Origin of the sequence: Pseudomonas sp. GD04058, assembly GCF_029836855.1 — a bacterium.
Classification (GTDB): Bacteria; Pseudomonadota; Gammaproteobacteria; order Pseudomonadales; family Pseudomonadaceae; genus Aquipseudomonas; species Aquipseudomonas bharatica.
In genome coordinates this window covers 17931-37078 of record NZ_JAOECN010000020.1, presented here as the reverse complement: position 1 = coordinate 37078, position 19148 = coordinate 17931, and the positions used below count along the sequence as shown (strand labels likewise).

At 59.0% G+C, this 19148-nt stretch carries 16 protein-coding genes and 1 pseudogene; all 17 read right to left on the bottom strand.

Going from position 1 to position 19148, the window contains the following annotated elements; translation table 11 throughout:
- Positions 1-213: 213 nt before the first annotated feature.
- Positions 214-312: pseudogene (locus N7650_RS17045) on the bottom strand (ATP-binding protein); the annotation flags it as partial.
- Between the two features lie 91 nt (positions 313-403).
- Positions 404-2026 (bottom strand): Tn7-like element transposition protein TnsE, encoded by a 1623-nt coding sequence (locus N7650_RS17040; protein WP_182816818.1) that lies wholly within the window; start codon positions 2024-2026, stop codon positions 404-406.
- Entirely contained in the window at positions 2019-3521 is a 1503-nt protein-coding gene (locus N7650_RS17035; RefSeq protein ID WP_000273849.1) for a TnsD family Tn7-like transposition protein, read from the bottom strand. The genes N7650_RS17040 and N7650_RS17035 overlap by 8 nt, the downstream gene beginning before the upstream one ends.
- Position 3522: 1 nt before the next feature.
- Positions 3523-5133, bottom strand: coding sequence for an ATP-binding protein (locus tag N7650_RS17030; protein ID WP_016782883.1), 1611 nt, complete (start codon positions 5131-5133; stop codon positions 3523-3525).
- Positions 5126-7186 carry a Mu transposase C-terminal domain-containing protein gene (locus N7650_RS17025; RefSeq protein ID WP_182819149.1) on the bottom strand — a complete coding sequence of 687 codons (2061 nt, stop codon included), beginning with the start codon at positions 7184-7186 and terminating at the stop codon, positions 5126-5128. Before N7650_RS17025 ends, N7650_RS17030 begins: the two co-directional genes overlap by 8 nt.
- 13 nt (positions 7187-7199) lie before the next feature.
- Positions 7200-8027, bottom strand: coding sequence for a heteromeric transposase endonuclease subunit TnsA (locus N7650_RS17020; RefSeq protein WP_000017067.1), 828 nt, complete (start codon positions 8025-8027; stop codon positions 7200-7202).
- 144 nt (positions 8028-8171) lie between these two features.
- The gene (gene glmS, locus N7650_RS17015) at positions 8172-10007 is read right to left on the bottom strand and encodes a glutamine--fructose-6-phosphate transaminase (isomerizing) (protein WP_279899222.1); all 1836 of its coding nucleotides are present in this window, start codon (positions 10005-10007) and stop codon (positions 8172-8174) included.
- Between the two features lie 2 nt (positions 10008-10009).
- Entirely contained in the window at positions 10010-10786 is a 777-nt protein-coding gene (locus N7650_RS17010; protein WP_009402513.1) for a DeoR family transcriptional regulator, read from the bottom strand.
- A gap of 184 nt (positions 10787-10970) precedes the next feature.
- Positions 10971-12338 carry a bifunctional UDP-N-acetylglucosamine diphosphorylase/glucosamine-1-phosphate N-acetyltransferase GlmU gene (gene glmU / locus N7650_RS17005; RefSeq protein ID WP_279899221.1) on the bottom strand — a complete coding sequence of 456 codons (1368 nt, stop codon included), beginning with the start codon at positions 12336-12338 and terminating at the stop codon, positions 10971-10973.
- A gap of 112 nt (positions 12339-12450) precedes the next feature.
- On the bottom strand, positions 12451-12870 hold the full coding sequence (locus N7650_RS17000; RefSeq protein WP_009402517.1) for a F0F1 ATP synthase subunit epsilon: 420 nt from the start codon (positions 12868-12870) through the stop codon (positions 12451-12453).
- A 44-nt stretch (positions 12871-12914) separates the two neighbouring features.
- Positions 12915-14291: a F0F1 ATP synthase subunit beta gene (atpD, locus tag N7650_RS16995; RefSeq protein WP_009402520.1), complete on the bottom strand. Its 1377-nt coding sequence runs from the start codon at positions 14289-14291 to the stop codon at positions 12915-12917.
- Positions 14292-14318: 27 nt separating this feature from the next.
- Positions 14319-15179: a F0F1 ATP synthase subunit gamma gene (gene atpG / locus N7650_RS16990; protein WP_009402522.1), complete on the bottom strand. Its 861-nt coding sequence runs from the start codon at positions 15177-15179 to the stop codon at positions 14319-14321.
- Positions 15180-15229: 50 nt separating this feature from the next.
- Entirely contained in the window at positions 15230-16774 is a 1545-nt protein-coding gene (atpA, locus tag N7650_RS16985; RefSeq protein ID WP_009402524.1) for a F0F1 ATP synthase subunit alpha, read from the bottom strand.
- Between the two features lie 21 nt (positions 16775-16795).
- Complete coding sequence (locus tag N7650_RS16980) at positions 16796-17332, bottom strand: F0F1 ATP synthase subunit delta (RefSeq protein ID WP_009402527.1); 537 nt, start codon at positions 17330-17332, stop codon at positions 16796-16798.
- Positions 17333-17344: 12 nt separating this feature from the next.
- Complete coding sequence (locus tag N7650_RS16975; RefSeq protein ID WP_009402529.1) at positions 17345-17815, bottom strand: F0F1 ATP synthase subunit B; 471 nt, start codon at positions 17813-17815, stop codon at positions 17345-17347.
- Positions 17816-17872: 57 nt separating this feature from the next.
- Positions 17873-18130 carry a F0F1 ATP synthase subunit C gene (gene atpE / locus N7650_RS16970; RefSeq protein WP_003097235.1) on the bottom strand — a complete coding sequence of 86 codons (258 nt, stop codon included), beginning with the start codon at positions 18128-18130 and terminating at the stop codon, positions 17873-17875.
- A 145-nt stretch (positions 18131-18275) separates the two neighbouring features.
- Positions 18276-19145, bottom strand: coding sequence for a F0F1 ATP synthase subunit A (gene atpB, locus N7650_RS16965; RefSeq protein ID WP_009402532.1), 870 nt, complete (start codon positions 19143-19145; stop codon positions 18276-18278).
- Between the last annotated feature and the right edge of the window lie 3 nt (positions 19146-19148).

The following is a 19148-nucleotide window of genomic DNA, read 5'->3' as shown; positions in this document are numbered from 1 at the left end:
GCCACACGCCGAACTTTTCCACCTTGTCGTCGCCGGCCTGCGGTCAGTCAGGCAAGCCCAGGTGCTCGTTTTCCTGCTTGATCGCGTGGTCTCGGATCGCGTGCACCCGGGAAACGGCATCCACGAACTGCCACCATCTCTTAGCTTGGCGGGGTCAAGCCAGCCGGGATGCCCGGACGGTTACGCTGGTCCGCGCCCAGTTGCAGCACCAAGGTCGGCCGCAGTGATGAAGCGGGTCTTGATGCCGCACTGCGCCGCCCGATAGCGCAGTGCGATGGCCAGATGCGTCTTGCCGACTCCCAAGGGGCCTATATCGCCTTGGCACGGCTCCGGGCAGTTTCGGGGAGGCTGCACGCAGTGCGCGACAAGATGTATCGCAGCCGAACTGCGGTGTATTCTGCAATCAGCCTAGGGCCGCGCGTATCCGCTGCTTCCAGTCGAACACCCGGGCATGGTTGGCCCCAGATGAGCTTTCTTTCGGGTGATGCACAGAGTGCAAAGGCTCACAGTACTTCGCCATGGTGCCTGGCCAACGCAACGAGCCTTTCACTGTCTCCCTCAAGATCCTGTCTATGCATTTTCCTGCCTCAACACCTGCTTTGAAGCCCATGATCCGCGTTGACATGGTCTTCCGGTTGTCTGAGGTATCTATTTCTAGAAGGTAGCGTTGATCGCCGTTTTGCAGCTTGAACCTTGCCAGCAGATAGCAGCGTGATTTTTCGTGATCAATCATGTGGTAGCTGCAACGTGGAACGGGCGGCAGAGGCCTCACTTCCAGTGCTACCAGCGCAACTCCAGACTCTTGGGTGATTTGTTCAAGAATCTCTCGGAGCAGCGAGAAGCGATCTGCAAGCCGTTCATGCTCGTCCCCATCACCCTCTCCCTCACCCAATTGTTGGAATTCTCCTGACGCTATGCTGCCCTCGCTCACAGGATCAGCCACGCCGAAGAGTTGGCTTTCTCTGCTCGGGCATTGCTCGTCGTCGACCTTCTTGCCATGACCGTTGGCACGCTCCCCGTTGTAGGCGATCTTGGTGCGCAGCTGAGCATCAAACGTGACTCCCTCAACGGGCAGATGAATCAACCTCTGCTCCTTGGCAGCAGTCGGCTCTTCGTCAGCATCCACCTCCAACTCTTTCGCTCCCGATGGCACGGATACACAGCCTGTGTTCTCTCCCCTGACGGGTAACTTGAGAGCAGGGTGATGGAAAAAAATATCACCGCGATGGCTAAACCGGAGCCCCTGAAGCTTTTCGATCTCCCAGACCAGCAATTCGTTGCTTTCCGGATCAAAGGGGCCTCGCACATCCATGGTGGTACCCGCGAGGGAAGTGGGTGCCTGAAAGTCGAACTGCCACCTGGCATACGCCGACTCTTGCAGTACCCGCTCTTGCCTTTGATTGAGGCTTTGCCAGATTGACTCGAAGGATCGCCTCACATCCTGATTCAGCAGCAGCCAACTGAAATGGTCTCTGTATCCCTTGATTTTGAGAAGCTGACTTGGGGCCCCCGTCTTCGGGGGCGTATGGATATGAACAACATCGCCCTCTCTGTAGATCGTGAAGGCCATGTCCAAGCCATTCGGTGCGAAGGCTGCACGAACGATGAAGGCTGCGTGGAAGAACATTTTTCGTGCCAGCTCGAATTTCGGCAGCCAGACGGTCAGACCATCGACCTCGAACACAAAGCATCGCTGTCCAGATATCTCAGGATTTGCAGCAAGCCTTCTGGCCAGACGTGGGCACTCACCCAACTGCCTTTCCCGCCAGGTATCTATTGCAGGAAGCACCACCGTCTTCTTGAAACCACTGGGACGATAAGGAGCCCCTTCTTCGCCAAGAAACTCGCGACCAACGGCCAAGACACACGACATCTCCTGTGCGAACCGCTGCAGCTGCAGCTGACCGTTACGCTCAAAGAGAGCCGCCAACTGCCACTGGGCCGCCGGAGTCTTGGCCCTGAAAAAATTTCCAACGGCCAGCAACCTGGATCCGTTCGGGATCTGACGAAATACTGTCCTATTCAATCCATCTTCCTATCAATCGAATGAACGCAGTGGTCAGTGGTGCCACCCTGCTTTTTTCCAATCCACAACGCTTTTCCAGCTCCCAGCGCCTAGACGTTATGCCTGTCTGTACATCCTTCAGCATCGCTGCAGTCAGGCGACGGATCTGATACTCGCCGACGGACTCGGCATAGCGATCCAGGAAGGTGCAGCAAAGAGGCAATTGATCGAGACGGTGCTCGACTGATGCCCGATGGGGTAGCTGCTGCAGGAACCAGTTGCGACTCCTGCGCGGAAGGCCCAGGTCTTCTTCGCTACCTCTACCAATCCGGATCAGCAGGCGCACCAACCTTATGTCACGCGCTCGCCAGTCGATGTGGCTGTTGTTGCCCTGTCGGCGCTGCCTGACCTGGTTCGCAACCATCAGCCAGTGTCGGTCATGACGATAGAGCCAGGCGTAACATGCCCCTGCTCCGTCTTGCCTGGCTGCCTTGGCTCCACCGTGATTAGCCAGTGCTTGCAGCCAAATGGCTCGGTACTGCTGCTTTTGCTCAAACTCAGCAGGGAGCAGCTGCACTGACCGCTCGGAGGCAAGGTCGACCTGGCGAGTCTTCGCCTCGCTGATCAGCTCGCCAGCATGCTGGCCAGGGCGCAGGCTGGTCCAGACGATCAGATGCTGCAGCGCACTGAATCCCTTGCGATGCTTCCTGAACATCGCCAACAGCCAAGGTGGAGGCTCTCCGGATGTCAGCAGACCGTTCGCAGCAAGCCAATCCCTTTGATGGGATGCCAGGATCTTCTCCCAGATGACTTCAGCCCTGACCTGCCGGCCTCGCCTGGCGCCGCACTCTGTAGCCAGGTACCGGTACAGGTTGGTCCAGCGTCCGTAGCCAGGCGATTGCACCTCTTCGAGCGCCAGCAGCTGCATAGCAGCCTTGGCGAGCCTGATAGCCTCTTCACCCACGGGACTCACGCGAAGATCACGGGGCAGAAACAGTGGAGAGGCTGTATGAAACTCGTGCCGCTGCGCTCGACGGAACGGGATAGGTGAGTTCAGGAGCTGACAGCCATGCTCGGGACAGGCATCTATCCCTTGAATCTGCCAGCTACGCCGCCAGTAGGGTTCACCGTAGCGCGCAGCCATATCTTCAAAGCAGATCGGGCAGTAACGCAGCCAATCGGGCCACTTGACCAAGGCCGTCGAGGCCCCAGACAGACCAATCGTCGGCCGGTCGGGAGCAAGCATGGCCTGAAAAAGATCGGTACGGCGCTCCGGCGGAATGAAAGGGGCATAGAGCGGGAACAGCGTGTGATTCAGGATCATGCCTTCCGCATCCAAGCCCGTGTTGTTCGCCAACGCAGTCAGGTGTGTGGGCAGATCGGTGATCGCGGCAACCTTGCTGTCACCGAAAAGCATGTGCAGCAAGGTCTTGTGGCTGCCTATCCCCAGATGTACCCGGCACCGGGCAATACCGCTGTAAAGCAGTTCGTCCGGGTAGAGCCTGGGGAAGTAAATGTCAGCTCGCTCTCAGCAGAGGCCGCAGATCGAGGATCAAGCCAGCCTGCTTGAATCTGTCATAGGCCTCGCTTTCAGGCCCATCGGCATAACGTCGGCGCAGATCCTCCTCGGATAGGCACCCCCACTCCGTCCGCTTAACTCTGGAAATGCCGGGCCTCTTGGGAGCGTCCTGCGCGAGGTAGGCCGTGGCCTTGTGAATCAGGGCCGCCAGCGGGATGTCCGGATTCTCCGCCAACAATTCATCGGCCATGGGAATGGCGATGTCCCTCGGGATTTCCATACCTTCGAGCAGGGCGGCCAACCGCTTTGCCTTGTCATCAGCCGGAGGGGCCGGTGGTTTAGGTTGGGGGACGCTATCCAGAGAGCGAGTCAGGGTCAGCAACCGTCCCTCGATCTCTGGCATCAGCAGGTCGTCATATTTGGCGATCAGCTCGGGCCTACCGCTCCGCAAGGCCGCCAGCATCGGATGGACCGGTTTGAACTCGTCCTCGAAAACCCTGCGCAGCAACAGCGGCTTAATGCACTCGACACCTGTCACTATCGCCCGGATCTGCGCCAGCGCGAACAGCTTGATGACGATGTCCATGACCCCTTGGGTGAGGTCGTACATCGTAGCCTCCAGTTCATCATCCAGCGGCGCCGCATTTCGCAGCCACTGATACTTCCAAAGCCGCTTCAACAGACGCTTCCAATGCTCGTCCCGAGGCAACCTATCCCAGCGGATGCTGCCCAACCCGGAGACCCGCCGAGCAGCCCGGAACGTGCGCTGGAAGAACTTGCTGGCCCGGTGGGTGCCGACCTGAATGATCGGAACACCGATGGTGTTCACCAGCGACACGAAGAAATTGTGCATTTTTTCGGCACCACCGGAGCGTGCCTCGTTGAGGTTCTGAACCTCGTCGATGATCAGCACTCCGAGCGTGTGCAGATTGGCCACCTGGCACATGGATGCCAGCAGACGTTTGGTACCCAGCTTCTTGCGTCCGTGGCTACGGCTGTAGTGGGTACCCAGGATCTTGTCTACTTCGTTGAAGAAGCTCAGGCACAGCTCATCCAAGTCACCGTCAATTGGGCAGTCGATCTTCAGGTAGACCAGTTGGGTGATGTTGTAATCAGGGTGATGGAGAGCTTGGGGGTACATGCCCAGAATCCGCTCCAGCGTGCGCGTCTTGCCGCAACCGGAGCAGCCGAACAGCGACAGGCTGTTGGCCGTAGAGGAGACACTCTGGTACACCGCCGCATCCAGATCCTCCTCCTCGACACGGCGATAGCCATTCTGCAGGTGCGCATACCAGGCACCGCTGGCCGGATTCCGACCGATGTACCCTTGACGGATCATCAGGCTGATCTTGCTCTCCAGCTCCAAGTGATGGCTCAGCGGCTGGAAGAAGCCGTGCAACAGGCGGGCAATCGCATGTGCCCTGAGCCGACCATCCAGAAGCGCCTCCTGCGGCTCGAAACCGGGAAGCTGCTGCAATAGATCGACCACCTCCTGCAGATCAGGAATCGGAGGCAATGCGCTGATGAGCGGATTGTCCTGATACTCGGGAAGCTGCTGCTCCTGGTAACGCGCCAGGGGAATGACTCCGCGCTGGAATTCTTCAGTCATCCTCTTCCTCCTTGAATATCAGGTCACTGAGATCTGGGAAGGCATAATCTTCCTGCTTCTCGCCCCGCAGTGGGATCACCTCGGCTGGCTTTTCCTGCTGTGCTTTATCCGGTTTGAATGCTGTTTTCTGGCGTTCCTGGCGCTTTTCCTGCTGCTTGTTCTCGCGGATCTGGGTTCCCAGATCCTTCGTGGTCATACCCGTTTTGACCGGACTGGCATCCTCTGCCTGGGCAACGATGGACTCGATCTGCTTCAGAAGATTGCCTCTCTCTACCAAAGCTTCCGCCGCCGCGTTGGTATCGCTACGCCGTTCCTCTCTGGACAGCAGCCAGACATCCCAGAAGGTCATCCCCCTGAAGCGTCGACTGCGGTCGGCAAGATCGCAAACCCAGTAGTCCTTGAGACTATTGGACGGCCGCAGGTAGATGTGGTCGGCGCTACGCGGATCGTATGCGACCGTTACCCCTGTCGGCCGGCGCCCCTGGCCTCGGTGAAACCAACCCTCCCTGATTGCTTCCTGGCAGGTGTAGAAGCAGCCGAACAGCCTGATTCCCAGCTCCGAAACCGTGGCCGACTCATGGGGCAAGAGATTTATCCGCACCAGCTCCTCGGGCGCAGTACGTAACCGGCCGGTCAAGTTGGCCAAGCCCCAGTTCCACAGCATGACCGGGATGGCTGGCAGATCGCCCGGCATACCAGAGGTTCTGTCGTATTTGCTCAAGGTATGAAAGTTGTTGTGGTAGAGGATGCCGGCAATGATGATCTGGGTGAACTCGGGCAAGGTCAGACTGGCATCAAGTCTGTAGTCGTGGCCACCCCGCTTCCGGCTGGTGGTGTCCTCGACCACACCGCTGGCATAGGGCTTGAAACGCTCCTGCACCGTCCGGAAATAACGCTCGACGATCCCCTTGGCATCTCCTCGCCTGGCCGGTGCATTCTCGATGCGAACGCCGAAGGCTTGGGAAAATGCTTCCACCTTGGTGCCATTCAGTTCGCCCTTATCGGCCAGCACCACATCCGGCAAGCCTTTGACCGGCCAGTCGCTGGCATCGATCTCCACGCTATACTGGCGGCAATACTCAACCTTGTCGGCGACCGTGTTGGCCAATGCCACCATGGCACTGACCCAGGAAGGTCCCTCGAATCCGACGTACATACCAACGACCATGCGGCTGAACACGTCGATCACCATGTAAACGACAGGCCTGCCGACGATAAGGCTGCGATCATGTTCTGAAACCAGATAGATATCGGCGATGGTGGCATCGATCTGGTAGCGGTATCCGGGCCCCAGTGCCTCGGTCGTCGATGTACTGCTGAGCGGTCGGAAGTCCTTGGCAAAATCCACTGCGGACACCCTGCATGGCAAGGTGTCGGTGAAGTGATATTCGCGCCCATAGAAGTAACGGAACTGCCCCAATGTAGGCAGTTCGGAGGTCGGCAGCTCCGTCAGAACAGCACGGAGCAGATTCAGCCCGGCGGCGTAGGCATCAGGAATGGACGGATGTTTTTCCTTGAGCAAACGTTCCTCGATGACCCGGCGAAAAATGCGCTCGATGTCCGGCGTGACATTGCTCCCTTTCCCCTCCATCACCACTCTGGGCCTGCCCAGCTTGGCCTGGTTCGGCTTTCTGCGCTTGCCACGGGCGCCCGAGTTGACATAGTCCGGCAAGAGGGCATTCCTGCACATGCCTCGCTGCCAGTAGCGCCTCAGTAACCTATACACCGTCTGATTGGTGACACCATGGCGCTCCATGATGCCTCTGACAATGAGCCCTCTGGGGCGCCGCACGAAAAGCTGGGGGTCGTGCACAAAATCCGCCAGCATTCCCCAAGCTTCATCACGCTTCTGCTGATCAAGGGAACCTTCCTCAACCTCCCGTAGGACTGTTTCCTCGAAGGGATCGGCAATGCTCTCCAGCTCCCGCTCCATGATCAGACGCTCCAGCTCTACAATCGATATCGGTTCGGGCAACGCCGTGTCCGAATCGATATCGATCCAGATTGCCTGCTCGGTACCGGACCAAAGCAGGCGCTTTCGCAGTTCCCCCATCCGGAACACCTGATTAACGGGCAACACTGCTCAGCTCCTGATGCATTTGATGAGAGTTGGCAACCAGGTCTTTCGGCTTCAGCTCCCGGTAAGGAGTGTCAAGATCGAAAAGGAAACAGTGCCGGGCCAGCAACTGGCGTAGCCAATAGAGCGCCTGACCGGCCTCCAGCTGGCCGGAGGTATCCAGTCCTTGGGCAATAGCGGTCAGCTTCCGGTCTGGGTGACGCTGAAACTCGAGCAGAAACAGCTGCTGGTAATGGGCGAGATCGTCCTGAGCGATGTCGCCTTCAGCATGGGCAGGATAGAGCCATTGGATATTGGCAAATGCCACCTTGGATACCTCGCGCTCCGTGACGATGACCCAGGGAATACCTTTTTCCTGCCAGTAGCGCCTTTCAAGCTCAAGCCTCTCGATAACTTCAGGCTTCTGCAGGTCGGTACTGTACTTGGCCTGAATCGCGATGCTCGGGCGCTGAGGATCTTCGAAATCCACCAGAAAGTCGCTGGTCAGTACCTGCGGGGTACCCTTGTAACAACCGTGGGGCAGGCCAAGCTCCTCGGCGATGCGCACCGTATCTTCGACCCGCATCGGAAACTGTTCACGGATATCGGTGACATGGGGAGACCGATCCAAGGTCAGGAAGATGGCCAGTTCAAGATCGGATAGAAGATGGTGTAAACGCCGGGTCTTGCTGCCAGGCAGGCGGTGGGAGCGACCCAGCGAGGACACGTCCCTGGTGTAGATGAACGGCTTGTAGTCTGATCCCTGGCCTTGGCCACGCCCGTCCTTGAGCCTTCTATCGATCTGGGCCTGGGTCAGCCCCTTGAATGTTCCAGACATGAGAAAGCCTGCCCCGCTGTGTCGATGACCTCAACATAGCGGATGCAGGCTCAGAATGAAACTTTATTTATACGGATGATACTTTATTTATACGGATGAACCTTTATTTGCATCCCACACGGCTTTCCGAATGCAACTATTGGCTTACTCGACCGTGACCGATTTCGCCAGGTTGCGCGGCTGATCAACGTCAGTACCCTTGAGCACCGCCACGTAGTACGACAGCAGCTGCAGCGGGATGGTGTACAGGATGGGCGCCAGCGCATCGGCAATATGAGGCATGGCAATCACGTGGGTACCCTCGCCATTGCTCATCCCTGCCTGCTCGTCAGCGAAGACCACCAACTGACCACCCCGTGCACGGACTTCCTGCAGGTTGGACTTGAGCTTTTCCAGCAGTTCGTTGTTCGGCGCGACGGTGACCACCGGCATGTCGTCATCCACCAATGCCAGCGGGCCGTGCTTCAGCTCGCCCGCCGGGTAGGCTTCGGCGTGGATGTAGGAGATTTCCTTGAGCTTCAGGGCACCTTCCATCGCTACCGGGAACTGCGCGCCGCGGCCCAGGAACAGGGTGTGGTGCTTGTCGGCGAAGAGTTCGGAAATTTTCTCCACGGTGGAATCCATCGCCAGGGCCTCGCCCAAGCGCACCGGTAGGCGACGCAGTTGCTCGACCAGCTCGGCTTCAACGCCAGCACCCAAGGTGCCACGAACCTGACCCAGTGCCAGGGTCAGCAACATCAGGGACACCAACTGGGTGGTGAAAGCCTTGGTCGATGCCACGCCGATTTCCGGGCCAGCCAGGGTCAGCAGGGTCAGGTCGGATTCACGCACCAGCGAGCTGATGCCAACGTTGCAGATCGCCAGGCTGCCGAGGAAGCCCAGCTCCTTGGCGTTGCGCAGGGCAGCGAGGGTGTCGGCGGTTTCGCCGGACTGGGAGATGGAGACGAACAGGGTATCCGGCTGCACCACCACCTTGCGGTAGCGGAACTCGCTGGCGACTTCGACCTGGCACGGAATACCGGCCAACTCCTCCAGCCAGTAACGGGCAACCATGCCGGCGTGATAGCTGGTGCCGCAAGCGACGATCTGGACATTGCGCACCTTGGCGAAAAGCTCCGCGGCTTTCGGACCGAAAGCCTGGACCATGACATGATCGGCACCCAGGCGGCCTTCGAGGGTGCGCTGGACAACGGTTGGCTGCTCATGGATTTCCTTGAGCATGAAGTGGCGATATTCACCCTTGTCAGCGGCCTCGGCGCCTTCGTGGTATTGCACCACTTCGCGCTGCACGACGTTGCCATTGGTGTCCCAGATGCGCACCTGCTCGCGCTGGATCTCGGCGATATCGCCCTCTTCCAGGTACATGAAGCGGTCGGTAACCTGGCGCAACGCCAACTGGTCGGAGGCCAGGAAGTTTTCGCCCAGGCCCAGGCCGATCACCAGCGGGCTGCCGCTGCGCGCCGCAACCAGGCGATCAGGCTGCTTGGCACTGATTACGGCCAGGCCGTAAGCGCCGTGCAGTTGCTTGACCACGGCCTTGAGCGCGTCGGCCAGGTCGGGGATGGACTTCAAGGTGTAGTGCAGCAGGTGAACGATCACCTCGGTGTCGGTTTCCGAGCTGAACACGTAGCCTAGGGATTTCAGGTTTTCGCGCAGGACTTCATGGTTCTCGATGATGCCGTTGTGCACCACCGCCAGTTCGTTGCCAGAGAAATGCGGGTGGGCATTGTTTTCGGTCGGCGCACCGTGTGTGGCCCAGCGGGTGTGGGCGATGCCCAACTGACCAACCAGCGGATCGGCGGCCACGGCGGCCTGCAGCTCGCTGACCTTGCCGATACGGCGGCGACGTTCAAGGGTGCCCTGCTGGGTGAAGACCGCGAGGCCGGCGCTGTCATAGCCACGGTACTCAAGACGCTTGAGGCCTTCGATCAGAATGGCGGTGATATTGCGCTCGGCGACCGCGCCAACGATTCCACACATAGTCAATGCTCCTGGCTGATAGCGGCACAAATCACGTTGATGCCGCGGGCTTCAATCTGTTCGCGTGCCTCGCGAGGCAGGCGTTCATCGGTAATAAGGGTGTTCACGCTGCTCCATGGCAGCTCGAGGTTGGGAATCTTGCGTCCAACCTTGTCCGACTCGACCATCACGATCACTTCCCGGGCCACCTCCGCCATGACCCGGCTCAGGCCGAGCAACTCATTGAAGGTAGTAGTACCGCGGACCAGGTCGATACCATCGGCGCCGATAAACAGCTGGTCGAAGTCGTAGGAACGCAGGACCTGCTCGGCAACCTGGCCCTGGAAGGATTCGGAATGCGGGTCCCAGGTACCGCCCGTCATCAGCAGTACCGGCTCGTGCTCCAACTCGCTCAGGGCGCGTGCGACATTCAGGGAATTGGTCATGACCACCAGGCCGGGCTGAAGGCCTAGCTCCGGGATCATCGCGGCGGTGGTGCTGCCACTGTCGATGATGATCCGCGCATGCTCGCGGATCCGCGCAACAGCCGCGCGAGCGATGGCTTTCTTGTAGTGGGAGACGGGCTGGGCCTGATCGGCGATCAGTTCCTGCGGCATGGTAACCGCCCCACCATAGCGGCGAAGCAGTAGACCGTTGCTCTCGAGGGCTGCCAGATCCTTGCGAATGGTCACTTCGGAAGTTTCGAAACGCCTGGCCAGTTCGTCCACGCTCACCTCGCCCTGTTCATTGAGCAGGGCAAGAATGTTATGGCGCCGCTGGGGAGTGTTTCGTTTCGACATACGCGCTTAAGTTTCGTTTCGAAAGATAATTAGGGCAATCAAAACCTGGATCTTTCATTCGGTCAAGCGGGAATTCGACAAAAGGCGAGATCGTGGCACTTTCGTGTTATCCACATGCTCAGCACAAAAGAAAAAGGCCGACTTATGCACAAAGCACAGTCGGCCTTTTTCAGCTGTGTATAACTCAGGTTTTCTTGATCTTCTCAGGCCGTTTCCAGCCATCGATGTTGCGCTGGCGGGCGCGACCAACGGCGAGTTGGGCGGCATCGACGTTCTGTACGATGGTCGAACCGGCCGCAGTGGTGGCACCGGCACCGATATCCACAGGGGCGACCAGGGAGTTGTTCGAACCAATGAACACATCCTCGCCGAGAATGGTCTTGAACTTGTTTGCGCCATCGTAGTTGCAGGTGATGGTGCCGGCACCGATGTTGGTACGTGCGCCGATCTCGGCATCGCCCAGATAGGTCAGGTGACCGGCCTTGGCGCCTTCGCCCAGATGCGCGTTCTTCAGTTCGACGAAGTTACCCACATGGGCCCGGGCTTCCAGCACACTGCCCGGACGCAGACGGGCGAACGGGCCGGCATCGCTGCCCTCGCCCATCACCGCACCGTCCAGGTGGCTGTTGGCCTTGACCACGGCCCCCTTGCGCAGGGTGGTGTTCCTGATCACGCAATTCGCACCGATCTGCACGTCGTCCTCGATGATCACCCGGCCTTCGAGGATCACGTTGATGTCGATGAGTACGTCGCGGCCGACGGTCACTTCACCACGCACATCGAAACGCGCCGGGTCACGCAAGGTCACGCCAAGCGCCATCAGACGGCGGGCTTCGCGGAACTGGTAGTGACGCTCCAGCTCGGCCAACTGGCGGCGGTCATTGGCGCCCTGCACTTCCATCGGGTCCAGCGGTTGTTCAGTGGCGACCACCAGGCCATCGGCCACGGCCATGGCGATAACGTCGGTCAGGTAGTACTCGCCCTGTGCGTTGTCGTTGGACAGGCGCCCCAGCCAATCGGCAAGACGCTTGCCCGGGACGGCAAGAATGCCGGTGTTGCCTTCGCGAATGGCTTTCTGCGCATCGCTGGCATCCTTGTGCTCGACGATGGCGGTAACCTTGCCGGCAGCGTCCCGGACGATACGGCCATAGCCGGTCGGGTCGTCGAGGGTCACGGTGAGCAGGCCGAGTTGCTGGTCATTGACCTTGGCCAACAGGCGCTGCAGGGTCTCGGCCTCGATCAGGGGTACATCGCCGTAGAGGATCAGCACGGTGTCGGCGCTCAGCGCCGGCAGGGCCTGGGCGACAGCGTGGCCGGTGCCCAGTTGTTTATCCTGGAGCACGAAATTCAGATCGTCCGCCGCCAGGCGTTCACGCACCAGTTCAGCGCCATGGCCGATCACCACATGGATGCCCTGTGGCTGGAGCTGACGGGCGCTGTGGATAACATGGCCGAGCATGGAATCGCCGGCGACCGGGTGGAGTACCTTGGGCAATGCGGAACGCATGCGCGTGCCTTGGCCTGCGGCGAGAATCACGATATCGAGAGACATTGACTGGCTACCAATCCTGGGTGGTCAGCGCTGTGACCGGGAGAAGAACGCGGAAAAAGAAAAAGGGTAGCCGAGGCTACCCTTTAACTCAATCGCTTCGCAGATAACCGAATCAACGGCCTTTGCGGAGTTGCTGGACGGTACGCAGCTGGGCTGCGGCCTCGGCCAGACGAGCGGCGGCTGCCGAATAATCGAAGTCCGCGCCTTTTGCATTCAGGGCATTTTCCGCAGCTTTCACCGCTTCCAGCGCCTGGGCTTCGTCCAGGTCACCTGCACGTTGCACGGTGTCGGCGAGAACCTTGACCATGCTCGGCTGGACCTCAAGGAAACCACCGGAGATGTAGAACACCTCCTGCGCGCCACCCTGCTTGGTCAGCGTGATCGGACCTGGCTTGAGATTGGTGATCAGCGGCGCGTGGCCTGGAGCGATACCAAGATCACCCAGGTTGCCGTGAGCTACCAACATCTCGACCAGACCGGAGAAGATTTCTCCTTCCGCGCTGACGATATCGCAATGGACTGTCATAGCCATTTGCTTGCCTCGACCTGATTAGCGCCCCTTTCGGGGCGCCGGGATTACAGTTTCTTGGCTTTCTCGATCGCTTCGTCGATGCTGCCGACCATGTAGAACGCTTGTTCTGGCAGGTGGTCGTAGTCACCTTTGAGGATGCCGCTGAAGCCAGCGATGGTGTCTTTCAGGGAAACGTATTTGCCTGGAGAACCGGTGAAGACTTCTGCCACGAAGAACGGCTGGGACAGGAAGCGCTGGATCTTACGAGCACGGGCAACCAGTTGCTTGTCGGTCTCGGACAGCTCGTCCATACCCAGGATCGCGATGATGTCCTTCAGCTCCTTGTAGCGCTGCAGAACGTACTGAACGCCACGAGCGGTCTCGTAGTGCTCGGTACCGATCACCAGCGGATCCAGCTGACGGGAAGTCGAGTCCAGTGGGTCTACCGCCGGGTAGATACCCAGGGAAGCGATGTCACGGGACAGTACGACGGTAGCGTCAAGGTGGGCGAAGGTGGTCGCTGGCGACGGGTCGGTCAGGTCGTCCGCAGGTACGTATACGGCCTGGATCGAGGTGATCGAACCTTCCTTGGTCGAAGTGATGCGCTCTTGCAGCACGCCCATCTCTTCAGCCAGGGTCGGCTGGTAACCTACTGCCGAAGGCATACGACCCAGCAGTGCGGATACTTCGGTACCGGCCAGGGTGTAACGATAGATGTTGTCGACGAACAGCAGAACGTCGTTACCTTCGTCACGGAACTTCTCGGCCATGGTCAGGCCGGTCAGCGCTACGCGCAGACGGTTTCCTGGTGGCTCGTTCATCTGACCGTAGACCAGCGCTACCTTGTCGAGAACGTTGGAGTCCTTCATCTCGTGGTAGAAGTCGTTACCCTCACGAGTACGCTCACCCACACCGGCGAACACGGAGTAACCGCTGTGCTCGATGGCGATGTTACGGATCAGTTCCATCATGTTTACGGTCTTGCCGACACCGGCACCACCGAACAGACCGACTTTACCGCCCTTGGCGAACGGGCAGACCAGGTCGATAACCTTGATGCCGGTTTCCAGCAGGTCGTTGCCGCCTGCCTGATCAGCGAAGGAAGGAGCGGCGCGGTGGATACCCCAGCGCTCTTCTTCGCCGATCGGACCAGCTTCGTCGATCGGGTTGCCGAGGACGTCCATGATCCGGCCCAGGGTCGCTTTACCGACCGGTACCGAGATAGGAGCCTTGGTGTCGACAACGTCCAGACCGCGTTTCAGGCCTTCGGTCGAACCCATCGCAATGGTACGAACCACGCCGTCGCCCAGCTGCTGCTGAACTTCCAGAGTGGTTTCTGCGCCTTGAACTTTCAGCGCGCTATAGACATTCGGAACGACGTCACGTGGAAATTCCACGTCGATGACGGCGCCGATGATTTGAACGATACGTCCGCTACTCATAGCTGGATCCTCTGAATATGTGAACCGTTAAACCGCGGCAGCGCCGCCGACGATTTCCGAGATCTCTTGGGTGATCGCAGCCTGACGCGCCTTGTTGTAGATCAGCTGCAATTCGCTGATCAGGTCACCGGCGTTGTCGGTGGCGTTCTTCATTGCGATCATCCGGGCAGCCTGTTCAGCCGCGTTGTTCTCGACCACCGCCTGGTAGACCTGCGACTCCACGTAACGCACCATCAGGCCGTCCAGCAGCTCTTTGGCGTCAGGTTCGTAGAGGTAGTCCCAGTGGTGCTTGAGTTCTTGATCCGGGGTTGCCACCAACGGTACCAACTGCTCGACCGTTGGAGTTTGCGTCATGGTATTGATGAACTTGTTCGATACCACGGACAGGCGGTCGATACGACCATCCAGGTAAGCGTCCAGCATGACCTTGACGGAACCGATCAGATCGTTGATCGACGGTTCTTCGCCCAGGTGGCTGATCGCTGCAACGACGTTGCCGCCGAAGCTGCGGAAGAAAGCCGCACCCTTGCTGCCGATCACGCACAGGTCGATCTCGACGCCTTGTTCGCGGTTTACCGCCATGTCCTTGACCAGGGCCTTGAACAGGTTGGTGTTCAAGCCGCCGCACAGACCACGGTCACTGCTCACCACGATATAACCGGCGCGCTTAACAGGGCGCTCGATCATGAACGGGTGGCGGTATTCCGGGTTGGCGTTGGCCAGATGACCAATCACCTGGCGGATGCGCTCCGCGTAGGGACGGCTAGCAGACATGCGCATTTGAGCCTTGCGCATCTTGCTGACCGCCACTTTTTCCATGGCGCTGGTAATTTTTTGCGTGCTTTTGATGCTCGCAATCTTACTGCGAATCTCTTTTGCGCCTGCCATGTAACACCTATCAGGTTAGCAAGCGGGGGCTGCAAGGCCCCCGCTGCGGCTTACCAGGTTTGGGTGGCCTTGAACTTCTCGATACCGGCCTTGATGCCAGCGTCGATTTCGTCGTTGAAGTCACCCTTCACGTTGATCTTCGCCATCAGGTCGGCGTGATCACGGTTGAAGTAAGCGATCAGGGCTTGTTCGAAGCTACCGATCTTGGCGATTTCAACGTCGGTCAGGAACCCACGCTCAGCGGCATACAGCGACAGCGCCATGTCCGCGATGGACATAGGAGCGTATTGCTTCTGCTTCATCAGCTCGGTAACACGTTGACCGTGCTCGAGTTGCTTGCGGGTAGCTTCGTCCAGGTCAGAAGCGAACTGGGCGAATGCCGCCAGTTCACGGTACTGAGCCAGAGCGGTACGGATGCCACCGGACAGCTTCTTGATGATCTTGGTCTGAGCGGCACCACCCACGCGGGATACCGAAACACCGGCGTTCACTGCAGGGCGGATGCCCGAGTTGAACATGGCCGATTCCAGGAAGATCTGACCGTCGGTGATCGAGATCACGTTGGTCGGAACGAACGCGGAAACGTCGCCAGCCTGGGTTTCGATGATCGGCAGCGCGGTCAGGGAACCGGTCTTGCCGGTAACGGCGCCGTTGGTGAACTTCTCGACGTACTCTTCGGAAACGCGCGATGCACGCTCCAGCAGACGGGAGTGGAGATAGAACACGTCACCTGGGTACGCTTCACGTCCTGGCGGACGGCGCAGCAGCAGGGAGATCTGACGGTAGGCAACGGCCTGCTTGGACAGGTCATCGTAAACGATCAGCGCGTCTTCACCGCGGTCACGGAAGAACTCGCCCATGGTGCAACCGGCGTATGGCGCCAGGAATTGCAGCGCGGCGGATTCCGAAGCACTGGCAACGACCACGATGGTGTTGGCCAGGGCGCCGTTTTCTTCCAGCTTGCGAACGATGTTGGCAACGGTGGAGCGCTTCTGGCCGACAGCGACATAAACGCAGAAAATACCGGAGTCTTTCTGGTTGATGATGGCGTCGATGGCCATGGCGGTCTTGCCGATCTGACGGTCACCGATGATCAGCTCGCGCTGGCCACGGCCGACAGGGATCATGGCGTCGACGGACTTGTAGCCGGTCTGTACAGGCTGGTCTACCGACTTACGCCAGATCACGCCTGGAGCAACTTTCTCGACCGCGTCGGTCTCGGTGTTGCCCAGAGGACCTTTGCCGTCGATCGGGTTGCCCAGTGCGTCGACGACGCGACCCAGCAGTTCCTTACCAACCGGAACTTCGAGGATGCGGCCGGTGCACTTGGCGCTCATGCCTTCGGCGAGGGTGTCGTAGGCGCCCAGTACTACCGCACCAACGGAGTCTTGCTCCAGGTTGAGGGCCATACCGTAGACGCCGCCTGGAAACTCGATCATTTCGCCGTACATGACGTCGGCCAGACCGTGAATCCGCACGATGCCGTCAGAAACGCTGACGACAGTACCTTCGTTGCGGGCTTGGGAGGCTACATCGAGATTCTCGATGCGGCCCTTGATGATTTCACTAATTTCGGAAGGATTGAGTTGCTGCATTGCTCTGCTGCCCCTTCAAACTCAAGATTTCAATGCTTCGGCCAGTTTCGCGAGTTTGCCGCGAACCGAGCCATCGATTACCAGGTCGCCGGCGCGGATCACGACACCACCGATAAGGGAGGCGTCTTCCGTCGCATGCAGGCGCACTTCCCGGCTGAGCCGTGCACTGAGAACCTTGGCGAGTTTGTCTTGCTGTTCTTGGTTCAACGCAAAAGCACTGGTGACTTCCACGTCCACGGATTTTTCAAGTTCAGCCTTGTACAGCTCGAACTGCGCCGAGATCTCCGGCAGAAGCAGGAGACGGTCGTTTTCCGCGGCAATGTGGATGAAATTACGTGCTTGCGCATCGAACTTGTCACCGCACACGTCGATAAACGTGGCGGCCTTTTGTGCGCTCGTCAGTCGCGGGGCCTTGAGCAGGCGCTGCATGGTGCCGTCTTGCGACACCGCAGCAGCCAGGCCGAGCATGGCTGACCAATTGGCCAGTTGCTGCTGGGCCTGGGCATGCTCAAAGGCAGCCTTAGCGTAAGGTCGGGCCAACGTGGTCAGTTCTGCCATGATCGCCCTCGCTTAAATTTCAGCGGCCAGTTTGTTAACCAGCTCCGCATGCGCGTTTTGATCGATTGTGGCGCCAAGGATCTTTTCAGCACCGCCAACGGCCAGGCTACCCACTTGGGCGCGCAGCGCGTCTTTGACGCTGTTAATTTCCTGTTCGATCTCGGCCTGAGCCTGAGCCTTCACACGGTCAGCTTCGACGCGGGCCTGATCACGGGCCTCTTCGACGATCTGAGCACCGCGCTTCTTGGCTTGCTCGATGATTTCGGCTGCTTGAGCCTTAGCTTCGCGCAGTTGCTGACCCGCTTTATCTTGGGCCAGCTCCAGGTCGCGAGCTGCTCGGTTGGCAGCGTCCAGTCCGTCCGCGATCTTCTTTTGACGTTCCTGCAGAGCTGCAATGACCGGAGGCCATACAAACTTCATGCAGAAAACCACGAAAATCAAGAACGCAAGGGACTGACCAATCAGGGTTGCATTAATGTTCACGCCAACACCTCGCTCGTTCTTCGTCTATCACACCAATCCACTCGTCGAAACGAGTGATCAGCCAGCGATTTGACCAACGAAGGGGTTCGCGAAGGTGAAGAACAGAGCGATACCAACACCGATCATGGTTACGGCGTCGAGCAGACCGGCAACGATGAACATCTTGACTTGCAGCATTGGAACCATCTCTGGCTGGCGAGCAGCGCCTTCCAGGAACTTGCCGCCCAGCAGGCCGAAACCAATGGCGGTACCCAGAGCACCCAGGCCGATCAGCAGAGCAACAGCGATAGCGGTAAGACCAACTACAGTTTCCATCTTTCCTCCCGACTTTTACGTCGTATTGGTTAGGTTTTTTAGTTTGAAGCGGTAAAACAAAATCGTTTGGTACAGCGATGCCCTTGCGGACGTTTTCGACCCTCCCTCGAACCGACGGGAGGGTCATCAGACACGCCAGGCGGTCTTAATGGTTATCTTCGTGCGCCATCGACAGGTAGACGATGGTGAGCATCATGAAGATGAATGCTTGCAGGGTGATGATCAGGATGTGGAACACCGCCCACGCCCACTGCAGGACGATACCGAGACCGCTCAGCCACAGCAGGCCGGCGCCGAACATCACCGCGATCAGGATGAACACCAGCTCGCCGGCGTACATGTTGCCGAACAGACGCAGTGCCAGCGAGATCGGCTTGGCGATCAGGGTGACGAACTCGAGCAGGAAGTTGACCGGGATCAGCAGTGCCTGGACGAAGATGTTCTTGCTGCCGAACGGATGCAGGGTCAGCTCGCCGATGAAACCGCCTAGACCCTTGACCTTGATGCTGTAGAAGATGATCAGGGCGAACACGCAGAAGGCCATGGCCAGGGTGGCGTTCGGGTCGGTGGTGGAAACGGCACGGAACGGAATGTGCGGGTCGCCGGAGATCAGGATCGCCAGTTGCGGGATCCAGTCGACCGGTACCAGGTCGATGGCGTTCATCAGGAACACCCACACGAAGATGGTCAGGGCCAGCGGGGCGATGACCGCGCTGCGGCCATGGAAGGAGTCCTTCACGCTGCCATTGACGAACTCGACCAGCACTTCGACGAAGTTCTGCAGACCGCCGGGCAGGCCGGAGGTCGCTTTCTTCGCGGCAGCGCGGAAGAGAAGAATGAAGATCAGGCCCAGGCCGAACGACCAACCCAGGGTGTCCACGTGGAACGCCCAGAAGCCCATTTCCTTGGCTTCCGCTGCACTGTGGGCAAAGCCCCAGCCGCCGGATGGTAGTTGACCGAAGGTCAGGTTCTGCAAGTGGTGCTGGATATAGCCCGAAGCGGTTTCTGCTGCCATGTT